The sequence below is a fragment of the Bradyrhizobium sp. Ken01 genome, assembly GCF_055807355.1.
Map to the genome: position 1 here is coordinate 61,611 of NZ_JBVVPC010000030.1, position 14,702 is coordinate 76,312.

General features: G+C 66.2%; 15 protein-coding genes. 5 read left to right on the plus strand and 10 right to left on the minus strand.

Annotation, left to right across the window (positions count from 1 at the left end; translation table 11 throughout):
• Positions 1-30: 30 nt before the first annotated feature.
• Positions 31-1,434 (minus strand): peptidoglycan-binding protein, encoded by a 1,404-nt coding sequence (locus tag AC0L3S_RS25880; RefSeq protein WP_473282121.1) that lies wholly within the window; start codon positions 1,432-1,434, stop codon positions 31-33.
• A 252-nt stretch (positions 1,435-1,686) separates the two neighbouring features.
• Here AC0L3S_RS25880 and AC0L3S_RS25885 point away from each other — a divergent pair, with 252 nt between their 5' ends.
• Positions 1,687-2,061: a hypothetical protein gene (locus tag AC0L3S_RS25885; protein ID WP_204513176.1), complete on the plus strand. Its 375-nt coding sequence runs from the start codon at positions 1,687-1,689 to the stop codon at positions 2,059-2,061.
• Positions 2,062-2,224: 163 nt separating this feature from the next.
• Positions 2,225-2,542, plus strand: a complete 318-nt coding sequence (locus AC0L3S_RS25890; protein WP_473265082.1) for a glycine zipper domain-containing protein — start codon at positions 2,225-2,227, stop codon at positions 2,540-2,542.
• On the opposite strand, the gene radC is transcribed toward AC0L3S_RS25890, so the two are convergent.
• The 3 genes from radC to AC0L3S_RS25905 form a co-directional block, all read right to left on the minus strand.
• Positions 2,539-3,252: a RadC family protein gene (radC, locus tag AC0L3S_RS25895; RefSeq protein WP_473265083.1), complete on the minus strand. Its 714-nt coding sequence runs from the start codon at positions 3,250-3,252 to the stop codon at positions 2,539-2,541. The two genes, AC0L3S_RS25890 and radC, sit on opposite strands and share 4 nt — an antisense overlap.
• Before the next feature lie 104 nt (positions 3,253-3,356).
• The gene (gene map, locus AC0L3S_RS25900; protein ID WP_007597786.1) at positions 3,357-4,175 is read right to left on the minus strand and encodes a type I methionyl aminopeptidase; all 819 of its coding nucleotides are present in this window, start codon (positions 4,173-4,175) and stop codon (positions 3,357-3,359) included.
• A gap of 128 nt (positions 4,176-4,303) precedes the next feature.
• Positions 4,304-5,620, minus strand: a complete 1,317-nt coding sequence (locus tag AC0L3S_RS25905; RefSeq protein WP_473282123.1) for a mechanosensitive ion channel family protein — start codon at positions 5,618-5,620, stop codon at positions 4,304-4,306.
• Positions 5,621-5,831: 211 nt separating this feature from the next.
• On the opposite strand from AC0L3S_RS25905, the gene AC0L3S_RS25910 reads away from it, so the two are divergent.
• Both AC0L3S_RS25910 and AC0L3S_RS25915 read left to right on the plus strand, forming a co-directional pair.
• Positions 5,832-7,625 (plus strand): potassium/proton antiporter, encoded by a 1,794-nt coding sequence (locus AC0L3S_RS25910; RefSeq protein ID WP_473282125.1) that lies wholly within the window; start codon positions 5,832-5,834, stop codon positions 7,623-7,625.
• Between the two features lie 324 nt (positions 7,626-7,949).
• Positions 7,950-8,210, plus strand: a complete 261-nt coding sequence (locus AC0L3S_RS25915; RefSeq protein ID WP_473265086.1) for a PepSY domain-containing protein — start codon at positions 7,950-7,952, stop codon at positions 8,208-8,210.
• A 31-nt stretch (positions 8,211-8,241) separates the two neighbouring features.
• On the opposite strand, the gene AC0L3S_RS25920 is transcribed toward AC0L3S_RS25915, so the two are convergent.
• From AC0L3S_RS25920 to AC0L3S_RS25940, 5 genes are read right to left on the minus strand one after another with little or no spacing between them, the layout of a single operon-like run.
• The gene (locus tag AC0L3S_RS25920) at positions 8,242-9,150 is read right to left on the minus strand and encodes a polysaccharide deacetylase family protein (protein ID WP_473282127.1); all 909 of its coding nucleotides are present in this window, start codon (positions 9,148-9,150) and stop codon (positions 8,242-8,244) included.
• 4 nt (positions 9,151-9,154) lie between these two features.
• Positions 9,155-9,952, minus strand: a complete 798-nt coding sequence (locus tag AC0L3S_RS25925; protein ID WP_473282129.1) for an ABC transporter permease — start codon at positions 9,950-9,952, stop codon at positions 9,155-9,157.
• Positions 9,952-10,815 (minus strand): ABC transporter permease, encoded by an 864-nt coding sequence (locus AC0L3S_RS25930; protein ID WP_473282131.1) that lies wholly within the window; start codon positions 10,813-10,815, stop codon positions 9,952-9,954. Before AC0L3S_RS25930 ends, AC0L3S_RS25925 begins: the two co-directional genes overlap by 1 nt.
• The gene (locus tag AC0L3S_RS25935; protein WP_473282133.1) at positions 10,812-11,891 is read right to left on the minus strand and encodes an ABC transporter ATP-binding protein; all 1,080 of its coding nucleotides are present in this window, start codon (positions 11,889-11,891) and stop codon (positions 10,812-10,814) included. Before AC0L3S_RS25935 ends, AC0L3S_RS25930 begins: the two co-directional genes overlap by 4 nt.
• Positions 11,888-12,922, minus strand: coding sequence for an extracellular solute-binding protein (locus tag AC0L3S_RS25940; RefSeq protein WP_473282135.1), 1,035 nt, complete (start codon positions 12,920-12,922; stop codon positions 11,888-11,890). Before AC0L3S_RS25940 ends, AC0L3S_RS25935 begins: the two co-directional genes overlap by 4 nt.
• A gap of 207 nt (positions 12,923-13,129) precedes the next feature.
• Between AC0L3S_RS25940 and AC0L3S_RS25945 the strand changes: the two genes are divergently transcribed.
• Positions 13,130-13,885, plus strand: coding sequence for a GntR family transcriptional regulator (locus AC0L3S_RS25945; RefSeq protein WP_473265092.1), 756 nt, complete (start codon positions 13,130-13,132; stop codon positions 13,883-13,885).
• Positions 13,886-14,039: 154 nt separating this feature from the next.
• On the opposite strand, the gene modC is transcribed toward AC0L3S_RS25945, so the two are convergent.
• Positions 14,040-14,702, minus strand: a complete 663-nt coding sequence (gene modC / locus AC0L3S_RS25950; RefSeq protein WP_473265093.1) for a molybdenum ABC transporter ATP-binding protein — start codon at positions 14,700-14,702, stop codon at positions 14,040-14,042.

The following is a 14,702-nucleotide window of genomic DNA, read 5'->3' on the forward strand; positions in this document are numbered from 1 at the left end:
TAGGCGGGCGTCTCGAAGGATGGCCGCAGCCTAGGTCGTCGGCTTGGGCGGCGGCGCGGTGCCTTGGGCCCACTTCTCCATCTTGCCGAGCACGCCCCATGCCGTGAGCGCCAGCGAGATCGGCATTGCGAACTGGCCGAGGCCCGGCACCGCCGAGACGAGCGTCCCGAGCAACCCGGCAAGGCCGCCTGCGTTGGGGCTCGCGGTCACTGACGAGAGCAGCGCCGTGATCAGCGAGCCGCCGATGCCGAGCGCGGTCTTCTTGCCGTCGAGCATCTTGCCGATGGTGTCGCCGAGCGCGCCATTGACCTGGCCGAGGACGGGCTTGCCGTCCCGGTTGAGCAAGGTGCCGAGCAGGTCGACGACCTGCTTCAACTGGTCGACGGGGGCGGAACTGGTCGGGGTGAGGGGTCCTGGCATGGGGGCTGTCTTGTTGACGAGGGAAAAGAGCCGTTCGAGCAGGCTGATCGGATCCGTGGTGGCGGGCAGCGTATTGCCCGATGTCGTCGTTGCCGGTGTCGTCGTTGGCGGCGTCACACCGCCGACCGGCGGCCGCAGCAATTGCGCGAGGTCCTCCAGCCGCTTCATGATCCGGGACACATCGCCGGTCGCTCCTGTGGGACCCGACTGCGTCGCGCGCGTGAGGGCGGCGACCGTGGCGCCGTCGAGAAGTCCGGTATCTCTCAGGCCGTTCTGCTGCTGAAACTGCGAGACCGCGGCCCTGGTCTTCGGTCCGCTGATGCCGTCCTCGGCGAGCGGCGGATTGGCGCCAAGCTTGTTGAGCGCCTGCTGCATGAGAACGATCGTCGACGCCGCGTCGTCTTCCGGCTCCGCGCGGCTCGCGAATTGCAGGCTGTCGTCGAGGGTGATCGAGGAATCCAGCGACATCATGGCATGCAGGATCACCGCGGTGCCGAGCTGCGAATCGACGTGGTTCGAATCGAACACGTGATCGCGGACGAATTTGCCGGCCCTTGCCTCGGGCGGGCCATACAGCGTCGAACCGCCATAGAGATAGGGCGAATTGCAGCCCTTGGCGTGATAGCCGAAGCCGTTGAACGCTTCGAGCCGGAACAGAATCCGCGCGATCCCCCAGTCGTGAGCACCGATGAAATTCTCGATTCTGAAGGCGTCCACGGCGCCGTCCACGAACGTGGCAAACGGGCCGCGCCCTTTCGGAACGATGGTCGTGGCGCGATGAAGCGTTTCGCCGTTGCCGAGGTAGGTGTCGAAATCGAAATTGGACTCGCGGTAGTGGCAGAGGGCAGCGAAATACCAGGGGACGCCGGTCAGCCGTTCGATCTGCTGATAGGTCGCCTTGCCGTTGATGGCCTTGCGCGCGACCGCGTTCGCGTCGGACAGGCGTGAAGGCCGGATCTCGAGATTGGACCAATTGCCCTCGTATTCGCTTTTCAGACTCTCGAATGAAATCATTTTCCGCTCCCGCAATGAATGAATTTTCGCAACTGCGCGTCAGTCGAAATGGACCAGTGCCGTGATCAGGGCGCGAGGCCAGCGTGATCTCCCGCAAGTCTGGCAGGCCGCCGCGGCGCCGCGTGTGAAGTGGGTTACAACCTCGCCGGGAAAATGAGCGGCAGGACCGTGATCAGGGCGGCCGCCGGCGAGGGAACCGGCAGGACCGCTGCCCCGTTAGCGACGCGAGGCAGTCTGGCCAAGGAGCCCTGCATGACCACGCGCGTCCTCGCGATCGGCATCGAACCCGGCAATGCGGACTACAGCGCATTCCCGCAGCTCACGCCGGAGCTCGTGCGCAACTATATCGATGCGCAACTGCTGCGCCTGCGCGATCTCGGTTACGAGGTCACGAGTTGCCTGATTGATCTCGATGCCGCGGCGGAAGCCGCCGTCACGGCGGCGTTGCGCGAGGAGAATTTCGACTGCATCGTGATCGGCGCGGGCCTGCGCGAGCCTAGGGAGCGCCTGCTGCTGTTCGAGAAGGTGCTCAACCTCGTCCACCGCCTGGCACCCGACGCCGCGATCTGCTTCAACACCACGCCGGCCGACACCGCCGAGGCCGTGCAGCGTTGGGTCGATGCATGATATGACGCGGCCGGCCCGCGCTGCGCGCGCGGCATGGCCTGAGCCGCCTTCGAGCCGAGCCTCCGGCGCCATCGCGAGACGTGCCGGGCCCCGGCATGGTGATTTGTCTGGTCCGAATCCGGCTGCGGCGCTATGAGTCGTCTGACCACAGGGGAGGGCGAGCATGCTTCGAGGTCTTCGCATTGGAAGTTTCGCTGTCGCGGCATGTCTGGCAGTTGTGATGGCGATGCCTCATGAGGCAGCGGCGCAAGACGCAATTGGCGGTGCCATCCTCGGCGGCGTCGGTGGAGCGATCGTGGGTGGCGCCATCGGCGGAGGCCGCGGCGCCGCGATCGGCGCCGTCGTCGGTGCCGGCACGGGCGCCGCGATCGCCTCGGAAGGCGAGCGCCGCCGCTCCGGCTATTACGCCTATCAGCGCGGCTGCTACATGCAGCGCCGGGACGGCTCCTACGTCCCGGTCGATCCGAGATATTGCTACTAGATCAACCGCATCCCGCGCAAACTCGCATGGCCGCTCTTGCCGACGATGATGTGGTCGTGCACGGCGATGCCGAGCGGCTTTGCGATGTCGATGATCGCCTTGGTCATCTGGATGTCGGCCTGTGACGGCGAGGGATCGCCTGAGGGATGGTTGTGCACCAGGATCAGCGCGGTCGCGGACAATTCCAGCGCGCGCTTGATCACCTCGCGCGGATAGACCGGGGTGTGATCGACGGTGCCGGTCTGCTGCACCTCGTCGGCGATGAGCTGGTTGCGCTTGTCGAGGAACAGCAGCCGAAACTGCTCCTTGTCGGCGAACGCCATGCTGGTGCGGCAATAGTCGATCACCTCGTTCCAGGACGACAGCGCGTTGCGGCTGTTGACCCCGCCCTTGGCGACGCGATGCGACGCCGCCGCGAGCAGCTTGAGCTGGTGGATCGCGGATTCGCCGATGCCGTCCACTTCGCGCAGGCGCGCCACCGGCGCGTGCACGACCTCGGCAAATGAGCCAAAAATCTTGATCAGCGTCTTCGCCAGCGGCTTGGTGTCGCGTCGGGGCAGTGCCGGAAACAGCGCCATCTCCAGCAGCTCGTAGTCGCTGAGCGCGTCCGCACCCGCGCTGTAGAAGCGCTCGCGCAGCCGCTCGCGATGGCCGAGATAGTGCGGCGCCTCTTCGGGCTTGCTCTTGTCGTGGTCAGGCTTGGCGGGCATCGGCCGCCAGCATTGCCGCGGGCAATCGTTTTTGCAACCGTCAATTGCGGCGGCGAACCCGGTTCACGCCAGCCGGCGACCCGAAGGTCAGCCGTCAGCCGCCATCACCCGATCTGCTTCTCGCCGTGCCGCTCCGACAGCGTGAAGATCTCGACGCCGGTGGCGGTGACGCCGACCGAATGCTCGAACTGCGCCGACAGCGAGCGGTCGCGGGTCACGGCGGTCCAGCCGTCGGAGAGGATCTTCACATGCGGCTTGCCGAGATTGATCATCGGCTCGATGGTGAAGAACATGCCGGGCTTGAGCTGCACGCCTTCGCCGGGCCGGCCGATATGGATGATGTTCGGCTCGTCGTGGAACATGCGCCCGAGGCCATGGCCGCAGAAATCGCGCACCACGCTCATGGCCTGCGGCTCGACGAAACTCTGGATGGCGTGGCCGATGTCACCGGTGGTGGCGCCGGGCTTCACCGCGGCGATGCCGCGCATCATCGCCTCATAGGTCACCTCGATCAGCCGCTCGGCCTTGCGCGCGATCGGGCCGACCGCATACATCCGGCTGGAATCGCCGTACCAGCCGTCGACGATGAAGGTGACGTCGATGTTGACGATGTCGCCCTCTTTCAGCGGACGGTCGCCGGGCATGCCGTGGCAGACCACGTGGTTGAGCGAGGTGCAGGTCGAATAGCGGTAGCCGCGATACATCAGCGTCGCCGGATAGGCATTGTTGCTGAAGGCGAAGTCGCGGACGAACTGGTCGATGCGCTCGGTCGGAACGCCGGGCCCGACGATGTCGGTGAGCTCGTCGAGACACTTCGCCACCAGCGCGCCCGCCTTGCGCATGCCGGCAAAGGCGCTTGGTCCATGCAGCTTGATCTGTCCGGTCTTGCGGAGCGAGGTATCGGAAGCTTCAACGTAGCTCATGCGGATGCGGTCTTCTCGGCACGGGGCCGGTATCGAGGTGGGCGCAAGGGTCTGATTTAAGGCCCTAATTTAATGATCGCGAGCCTTCATGCAAGCCAAGCTTGGCGGGCATGCGCCCGAAAGCCGGCTCAATTCGGGACTTCTACGGTGGTTTCCACCGGCAGGGCGCCGCCGCGGACGCGGATTTCGCGGACGGGGTAGGGAACCCGGATGCCCTCGCGCTTGAAGGCGTCCCACAGCGCCAGCATCACGTCGCTCTTGACGCTGTCCATGCCGTCGGGGTCGGCGATCCAGAAGGTCAGCGAGAACTTCATCCCGGCTTCGGCGAATTCGGTCAGGATGCAATTCGGCGGCTTGCCCTTCTGCGCGCGCGGATGCGCGGCCGCGGTCTCGGCGGCGAGCTTGCAGACCAGCCGCGGGTCCGCGTCGTAATTGGTGCCGAAGGCGATCTTCACCAGCGTGTTCTTGTCGGTGTAGGTCCAGTTGACGACCTTCTGCGTCACCAGATCCTCGTTCGGCACCAGGAATTCGCGGCCATCGCCGGCGGCGACGGAGATATAGCGCGTCTTCATCGCGCTGATCCGCCCGGTGTTGTCGCCGATGGTGACGAGGTCGCCGGGCTTCACCGATTTGTCGGCGAGCAGGATGATGCCCGAGATGAAATTGGCGACGATCTTCTGCAGGCCGATACCGATGCCGACGCCGACCGCGCCGGAGAACACCGCGAGCGCCGAGAGATCGATGCCGACCGTGCCGAGCGCGATCACGATCGCGACCGCAAGCAGGCCGATGCGGATGATCTTGACCAGCAGCACCTGCACCGATGGCGTCAGATCTGTGGTCGAGTTGATCCGGCTCTCGGCGAAATTGCTGGCGATGTTGGTGAGCCAGAGCGCGATGAGCAGCAGCGCGCCGGCCTTGATCACGAGCAGCGGCGTCAGCCGCAGCCCGCCGAGCACGATGGCGAAGGAGTCGAGCAGGTCGACCGTCGCATCGAGCTGGCCCACGATGGAGAGCGCCGCGACGAACCAGGCCGTGATCGACACCAGCTTGACGATGAAGGCGTTGCGCAGCACCGAGGTCACCAGCCGGACCGCGAGCCAAGCCAGCCCCAGCTTGGCGGCGACCATCAGGAGATAGCTGCGGCTCGGCCAGGTCGCGTGGTACATGACCACGCGCGAGACGATCACGAGCAGGGTGAACGCCGCCGTCGAGGCGCTGGAGACCATCACCCGGGCGAAGTGCCGGAGCGGCAGCGGCCAGCGCATCGCCAGCGAGGTCATGTCGACCCGGCTGCGAACGGCGGCTTCCGTGGCATAGGCGATGCCGGCCGCGGCCAGAATGAGCCCGAATTGCAGGTAGAACCAGGGCGAGGAGATTTCCGCCCCGACGCTGCGCGCGGTGGTCTGCACGAACTCCATGAAGTCTTTGAGGTCCATGTCCATCGGTCTCGTGGGGAAGTCGTCGGGAGGCATTGATTCGAGCGCGCCGGAGAATCCCACAAAGGGCCCGGCGGGACCACCGATACACCGCTAAGTGAAGTGCGTTAAGGCCGCAAAATGCGGGCAGATCGCCGCGAGCGGGAGAAAATGGGTTGGCGTGAGAGTCCGCCGACGATAAGGATGCAATTCCAGCGATTTCGTACCCGGAAGGTGGATGGCTTCCCTCGACACTGTCAGCCTCGCCATATTGCTCGGCGCCGTCCTGGTGTTGGCCGGGATCCTGTCAAGCCTGCTTGCGCTGCGCTTCGGCGCGCCCCTTCTGCTCGTCTTCCTCGCGATCGGCATGCTCGCGGGCGATTCCGGTCCCGGGCAGCTGCAATTCGACGACGTCCGCACCACCTATCTGGTCGGCTCGGTCGCGCTCGCACTGATCCTGTTCGACGGCGGCCTGCGGACCCGCTTTGCCAGCATCCGCACCGTGCTCGCGCCTTCCATGGTGCTCGCGACCGTCGGCGTGCTGCTGACCGCGCTGATCACGGCACCGTTCGCGAAATATGCGCTCGATCTCAACTGGACGGAGTCGCTGCTGGTCGGCGCCGTGGTGGCCTCGACTGACGCGGCCGCAGTGTTCCTGCTGGTGCATACCCAGGGTCTGCGCCTGCGCCCGCGCGTCGGCGCGACGCTGGAGGTGGAATCCGGCACCAACGATCCCTTCGCGATCTTCCTGACCCTGATGCTGGTCGAATACATCTCGCTCGGAACGGGCACGGCCGCGCACGTGCTGATGGAGTTCGCCCAGGAGGCCGTGCTGGGCGCCGTCGTCGGGGTGATCGGCGGGCGTCTGGTCGTCATCGCGCTCAACAAGGTCGCGCTGCCGCAGGGCCTCCACGCGCCGTTTGTCACCACCGCCGCGCTCGTCATCTTCGGCGGCTCGCAGATCATGCATGCCTCGGGATTCCTCGCGGTCTATCTCGCCGGTATCATCATCGGCAACCGCCCGACGCGCGCGCATAATTCGGTGGTGGCCTTCCTGGACGCCGCGACCTGGCTGGCCCAGATCGTGATGTTCGTGCTGCTCGGCCTGCTGGTCTCGCCGAGCCGGCTCGGCGGCAGCGTGGTGCCGGCGGTCGGGATCGCATTCGTCCTGATGCTGGTGGCGCGGCCGATCGCCGTGTTCGTGTGCCTCGCACCGTTCCGCTTCAACTGGCGCGAAAAGATCTTCATCGCCTGGACCGGTCTGCGCGGCGCGGTCGCGATCTTCCTGGCCTCGATCCCGATGCTGGTCGGGCTGTCGAAGGCCTATCTCTATTTCGACGTCGCCTTCGTCGTCGTCATCATCTCGCTCCTGCTGCAAGGCTGGACCCTGGCGCCGGCCGCGCGCAAGTTGCACGTGGCGCTGCCGCGCGCCGAGCGTGGCCCGCGCCGGGTCGAATTGGACCTGCCCGGCCAGCTCGAGCAGCAGCTCGTCGGCTATCCGGTGCGGCCCAAGAGCCTGTATTTCCGTCGCGGGCTGATCCCGTCCTGGTCGAAGCCGACGCTGGTGATCCGCAACGAAAACATCTTGACGCCGACGGAAGCCGAGCCGATCGCGGCCGGCGATTACATCTATCTGCTGGCGCCGCCGGAAAAGGCCGAATCGCTCGACCGCTTCTTCGTCGACATGCAGCCGAGCTCGGCGCCGGACCCGCATCTGCTGGGCGACTTCATGGTCTCCGGCGAGCACACGCTGGCCGAGCTCGCGGAGATTTACGGCGTGAAGGTGAGCGAGGATGAGAGCGGGCACACGCTCGCTGATTATTTCGACGTCCATCTCGACCGCGCGCCGAAAGAGGGGGCGGAGCTCGTGCTGGACCCGATCGTGCTCGTGGCGCGCTCGATCTCCGGTGGCCGCGTCAACGTCGTCGGTCTGCGCCTGCCGGAAGACGAGGAAACGCCCGCGCCATTGACGCGCAGGCAGGTCCTGCGGCGCAAGCTTGCGGATCTGTGGACGTCGGTGGCCGGGGTTTAGCAGCGTTTCGCGCGTCGTGGCCGTGAGAATCGTTGAAGCGATATGCCTCCCCGATGTCGTCCTGGCGAAGGCCAGGACCCATAGCCACCGTCAGCTGTTTTGCGAGTGCTGGTGGTGACGATCTGCCCCCCACCACTCCTCCCTGGGGTAATTGGTCCTGGCTTTCGCCAGGACGACGGCGGAGAGCGATGGCGACAGCGCGGGAACCGCCACCAAATCGCCGCAACCGCCGAAGATTTGCGCGTCTTCGTGACCGCTGCTCCCGGAACGCTCCGTGATGCCGGTCGTTCTTAGCGGCGTATAGGCTTCCGACAGGAGTAACCCATGCGAAAGCTCATCTTGCCCGCGATCGTCGCGATCGGCCTCGGATCGGCCGCGCCCGCGATGGCCTATGACACCGGCGATCAGATCTCGATGCAGGTCGCGCTCGACGTCGCCACCGATATCGGCGTCATGACCGTCTCGCACACCGAGTTCCTCGGCGATGAATGGCAGATCGATGGTCGTGATCGCGCCGGCCGCTGGATGGAGGTCGACGTGGACGCGCGAACGGGAGAGGTGCGCAACGTCGATCGCGGCTGGTAGTGGCGGGTCTCGGTAGCGGTGTCGGCGAGGATCACTCGGCCGGCACCGCTACCATCCAATGCCGCGCGATCGCCGCTCGCGGCGCGACCCAGGCGGCGCCGCTCTTCGTGATATGCGTGAGAATGCGCTCCAGCGCGCCGATCCGGCCGGGGCGGCCGATCATGCGCAGATGCAACCCGATCGACATCATCTTTGGTGCCGTCTCGCCTTCGCGCTTGAGCCATTCGAAGGCGTCGATGACATAGTCGGCGAAGTCGTTTCCGCTGAAACGCGCGGCGTTGTAATACTGCATGTCGTTGGTGTCGAAAGCGTAGGGCAGCACCAGATGCTGCTTGCCGGCGACCTCCTTGTAGTAGGGCAAGTCGTCGTTATAGGCGTCACTGTCGTAGAGGAAGCCGCCGTCCTCGACCAGGAGCCGCCGCGTGTTCGGTGAGGTCGCCGAGCGCGTGTGCCAGCCAACCGGGCGCTGCCCGGTGGCGCGCTCGATCGCCGCCACGGTCCTGGCAATGATTTCGCGCTCGCTCGCTTCATCCATGTCGGCGTGGCTCTGCCAGCGCCAGCCATGGGCCGAGACCTCGTGGCCGCGGGCAATGGCATCGCGCGCCAGCTCCGGCGAGCGTTCGACCGCACGGCCGCAGGAGCTCACTGTCGCCTTGACGCCGTAGGCGTCGAACAGGTCCATGATGCGCCACCATGCAGCGCGCGTGCCGTATTCGAAATGACTGTCGATGCAGGAATCCGGGCCGTCGAGCTTGTGGACCACTTCGTAGATCGCCTCGTTGGCCACATCGCCGTCGTTGACGGAAAACTCCGAGCCCTCCTCGAAATTCACCACCAGCGACACCGCGACGCGCGCGCCGTTCGGCCAGTGCGGGTTCGGCAGCTTGCCGCGATAGCCGACGAAGTCGCGATGTGAGACGGGTTGCTTTGCTTCGCTCATGGAATCAGTCCGTGGTTCCGGCCATGCGATGCAGGCCGACGACGCGGTCGCTGACGAACAGCAGGATCACCGTGCCCGCGAGGATGAGGGTGGAGAGCGCCGCGAGCGTCGGGTCGGGCGCCTCCTCGATATATTGCAGCATGCGGATCGGCAGCGTCTTGGTGCGGACGTCGGCGAGGAAGATCGATACCGGATAATTGTCGAACGAGGCCAGGAACGAGAAGATTCCCGCGATCAGGAATGACGGCGCCAGCGCGGGCACCATCACCCGCAATACGCTGCCGGGATAGGTGCAGCCGAGCGTTCGCGCCGCCTCGATCAACGTGAAGTCGAACCGCGCGAGACCCGCGATCATCGTGCGCGCGACATAGGGTAGCGTGATGACGAGATGTGCGACCAGCAGCGTCGCCCAGGGCGCGGTGAAACCGACGGCGCGAAAGCCCTGCAGCAGCGCGATGCCGAGCACGAGGCCCGGCATCATCAGCGGCGAAACCAGCGCGGTCGCAAAGATGCCGGCGCCCGGCAGCTTTCCGCGCGCGATCGCGATCACCGCGAGCGTGCCTGATATCAGCGAGATCGCCGTCGACAGCAGCGCGATCTGAAGCGACAGCAGCAGCGACGGCCAGAAGCCGTCGAGCCGGCCGATCTTGCCGTACCAGCGCGTCGATGCGCCGGTCAGCGGCAGGTCGAACACCGGTGTCGGCGAGAAGCTCGCGGCGGCGATCACCAGCAGCGGCGCGATCAGGAACAGGGCCAGCCCGATCGCCATCACCCAGCAGACGATGATTGCGGCGCGCCTCATCATTTCGGCTCCCGCGACAGGCGCGCACTGAGCGCAACGATCGCGATCGCGATCGCCAGCAGCACGACGCCGGCGGCGGCACCGAAGCCGGGTTCGCGCGCCAGCAGATAGGCTTTTGCAATGGCAGTCGCGAGCGTCGGGTATTTTTCGCCAATCAGGAGCGTTGGCACCACATAGGCGGAGACCGAGAGCGAGAACACCAGCGCCACGCCAGCGACGATGCCGGGCAAGGTCAACGGCAGGATCACGCGAAAGAACGTCACGACCGGCGAGGCGCCGAGCGTGGCGGCGGCTTCGGCATAGCGCGGATCGAGCTGCGCCACGATCGCATAGATCGGCAGGATCATGAACGGTAGGAAGATGTTGACAGCGCCAACGATCAGCGCCGTCTCGGTGAAAATCATCCGGATCGGGTCTTCGATGATGCCGAGCGCGATCAGCGTCTCGTTGACGATGCCGTCGCTGCGCAACAGGATCGTCCAGGCAAACGCCTTGACGATGACGCTGGCCGCCAAGGGCAGAAACAGCGTCGCCAGCAGCACGGAGCGCAACGGCCCGCGGGCGCGGGCGAGCGCAAAGGCGGCGGGATAGCTGATCAGGAAAGCGATCAGCGTCGTCAGCAGCCCGAGCCGCAGGGAATTCCAGACCACGCCGAGATAATAGGGCGTGCCGAGCAGGCGCTTGTAGTTGGCGAAGGTCAGCCCGTTGGCATCGACGATGCTGACGCCGAGCAGCAGCACCAGCGGCAGCGCGAAAACGCCGGCGATGATGACGAAGGACGGCAGCACGAATCCGATCGCGGCGAGCCGCTCGCGGTCGACCGAAGGCGCGGCCAAAGGTGCCGGAAGGGCCGCCTCGGTCATGCCTGCGCCTCCATCGGAAATGCAAAGGTCTCGGTCACCGGCCAGCTCAGGCGGATCTCGTCATGCACAGCGGGGATCGCGCCGTCGCGCCCGGAGAGCTCTGCGAGCAGGCTTTCACCGGCCCCGGCATCGACCTCGACCAGCGTGCGCGAGCCCTGGAATACCACGGAGCGGACCCGGCCCGCGGCCGTATTCGCATCGCCCTGCTCGCCGATCCGCAACTGCTCGGGGCGCGCTGCGACGATGACGGGCGAACCCGCCTGGAAGTTGCCGAGCGCGGACAAGCGGCCGACCTTGGTCTCGACCTCGACCTGGCCGTTGCCAGCCGCTAGCACCGTGCCGGCAATTCGCGTCGAGAGGCCGACGAAGTTGAGTGCGAACAGGCTTGCGGGACGCAGATACAGTTCGCGCGGCTCGGCGAGCTGCTCGATGCGTCCCTTGTTCATGACCGCGACGCGGTCGGACATGGTCAGCGCTTCGTCCTGGTCATGCGTCACGAAGATCGCGGTGGCCTTCACGTCCTGGAGCAGGCGGCGCAGCTCGACCTGCATCTCCTCGCGCAACTTCCGATCGAGCGCCGACAGCGCTTCGTCGAACAGCAGCACATCGGGCTCGACAGCGATGGCGCGCGCCAGGGCCACGCGCTGCTGCTGGCCGCCCGACAGCGCCGTGATGCGTCGACCGGCGAGATGGCCGAGCTTGACCAGTGACAGCGCGCGTTCCACTGCAGCATCGATCTCGCGCCTGGCCGCGCCGCGCACCTTCAGCCCGAATGCGATGTTGCCGGCGACGGTGAGATGCGGAAACAGCGCGTAGCTCTGGAACACCACGCCGACATTGCGCTTGTGCGGGGGCACGTGGGTGACGTCGCGCCCGGCGAGCTCGACCTTGCCGGTGTCTGGTTGCGCCAGGCCGGCGATGGCACGGAGCAGCGTGGTCTTGCCGCAACCGGACGGGCCGAGCAGCGTGACCAGCTCGCCGCGCCGGATGGTCAGGTCGATGTGGTCGAGGACTGTCGTGGGTCCGTATGTCTTGGAGACGCCGCGAACGACGAGATGCGGGGCGGCCTCGCTCATGTCATCTCCTTGCTCCAGCGGTCGACCCAGGAGGCGCGGTTCTTGGCCACGAATGCCCAGTCCGGCCCGAACAGCGAAGCCGGGTCCGGGAAGCCCGCCGGCGTCGGCGTGCCCTTGTTGGTGGGCGCGACGAAAGCCTTGTCGGCGAGGATGATCTGCGCTTCCGGGCTCAGGAAGAAGTCGATCACGGCATCGGCGAGATCACCGGCCGGTGCGCCGTTCACCTTCGCGATGCCCGACGGCATCGCAAAGCCGCCGTCCTGCGGAACGGCGAGATCGACCGGTGATCCTTCCGCCTTGCGGATCAGCGTGTAGGCCGAGAATTGGCCGCCGATCATCCACGCCTCGCCCTGCTCCATCAGATTGATGGCCTGCGGCGCGTTGGTGTAGACGTTCAGGAGGTTGGCCCTCAGCTCCTTCACCTTCTTGAAGGCGGCGTCGATCTCGTACTGCGCCTCCTTGTAGGGCTTGCCGGTCTCGAGATGGGCGGCCGCGAGCAGCGTCCAGAATCCTTCGGTGTTCGACAGCGACGGCACGATCACCTTGGAGGCATATTTCGCGTCCCACAGGTCGGACCACTTTGCGGGCGCCGTCTTCATGCGCTTGGTCGAATAGGCGATGCCGGCCCAGGGCCGCTGATAGTTCGCCCACATTCCGTCCTGATGCACCGAGCCGTCGACCAGCTTGCCGAGGTTGGCGATCGACGATGCCGACATCTTGGTGATCAGGCCGTCGCTGGCTGCCGGCAGCATCACCGGATCGTCCATGATGACGACGGAGATTTTCGGCGCGGCCTTGTCAGCCTGCATCTTCTGGAGATTGGTCAGCGAGTTGGTGCCCTCATAGAGCACCTTGCAGTCGAGCTTCTTCTCCAGCACGGGAAACAAATCGGCATTGAAATATTTCGCGGCGCCCGCGGGGCCGCCGATGACGATCTCCCTGGGCGCGGCGCGCAGCCGCGCCGGGGCGGCAATGATCGCGGCCAGGGCCGCGCCGGAGGTCAAAACGCTGCGTCGGGAGGGGGTGTGCATGGGCATGTCCCGTTTGTTGTGCGTAAAGCTTGCAGCGAGGACGCAGCAAGCGCCGTGCCAAATGTGCACATTTTATTAATTATGAGTTGTATCAATGGGCTGAGCGGATGGTGATCCTGCCCCCTGCGCGGCGCCTGCATGCCGACAAGGCAAATGTGCACATTTTTTGGAGGTGACGCTGCGCAGTCTTTGGGCCTAGCTACCACCATGGCGACGCAGCGTAGGCGAGACGACAAGGGAAGCGGCAAGAGGAACGGCAAGGCCAATCCGGCGGAGGACGAGGCGGTCTATCAGGCCATCCTGCACGCGCTGCTGGAAGGCAAGCTGAAGGCCGGCGCCAAGCTCGCCGAGCCGCCGCTGGCCGAGATCTTCGGCGTCTCGCGCGAGCGCATCCGCAAGGTGCTGCATCGGCTCGGCGCCGAGCGGCGGCTGGAGATGATCCCCAACCGCGGCGCTCGCGTGCCGCGTCCGACGCTCGACGACGTCCGCAGCGTCTACGAGGCGCATCGCGTGCTCGAGGCCGGCGTGCTGACGCAGCTCGTGCGTCGTGTCGACGATGCCCTGATCGAGCGGCTGACGGCGCATCTCGCCGAGGAGCGCGCCGCCGCCACGCGCGGCGACCGCGCCGCCTCGGTGCGGCTGTCGGGCGCGTTCCACGTTCATCTGGTGGAAGCGCTCGGCAACGCGGAGCTGTCGTACTTCCTCGCCGATCTGCTCAGCCGGTCCTCGGTGATGGTCTCGGTCTACGAACCCGCCAGTGATTCGATCTGCGCGGTGGACGAGCACGGCGCCATCGTCGAAGCCCTTCGCGCCCGCGACGTCGCGCGTGCCATCGCGGTTTCGCGCGAGCATTTTTTGCATGTCGAGAGCCGGCTGCATCTGGATGACGATGCGGCGCCGGCGAGCGAGGATTTGGAAAGCGTGTTTAGCGCACTGAAGCCGAAGCGGCGGAAGGGGCGTTAGCCCCCGCTGTCATTGCCCGCGAAGGCGGGCAATCCAGTATTCCAGAGGCGGTCGTGATTGAATCGAGGGGCCGCGGCGTACTGGATGCCCCGCCTTCGCGGGGCATGACAGCGGGCGCGGAGCGGAAGCGTGTTCCGGCAAGCCGCCACCTCCCTCACGTCAGCACCTTCACCCCGCCGAACGACGTCACCCGGCCCTGCTTCAGCATCACGATCTGCGTCGCGAGCTGGCGCAGCTCGGCGACGTCGTGGCTGACATAGACCATGGGGACCTTGGCCTCGTCGCGCAGCCGCACCAGATAGGGCAGGATCTCCAGCTTGCGGCCCTCGTCGAGCGCGCCGAGCGGCTCGTCGAGCAGCAGCAGGCGCGGCCTCGACAGCAGTGCGCGGCCGAGCGCGACGCGCTGGCGCTCGCCGCCGGAGAGCTTTCCGGGGCGGCGCCCCTGCAGCGCGCCGATGTCGAGCAGCTCGATGACGCGCTTGTGCTGCGCCGGATCGGGCGCGAGGCCGTTCATCCGCCTGCCATAGTCGAGATTTTGCGCGACGTTGAGATGCGGAAACAGCCGCGCATCCTGGAACACATAGCCGATGCGGCGGCGCCAGGTCGGGACATGAATGCCGGCCGCGCTGTCGTCGACAGTCTCGCCGTCGATCACGATGGTGCCGCGGTCGGGCCGCAGCAGCCCCGCGATCATGTTGACCAGCGAGGTCTTGCCGGCGCCCGACGCTCCGAACAGGCCGATGACGCGGCCCTCGCTTTCGAAGGCGGCGGACAGCGAAAACTCGCCGAGCTTCTTTTCGATGTCGACGCGCAGCAT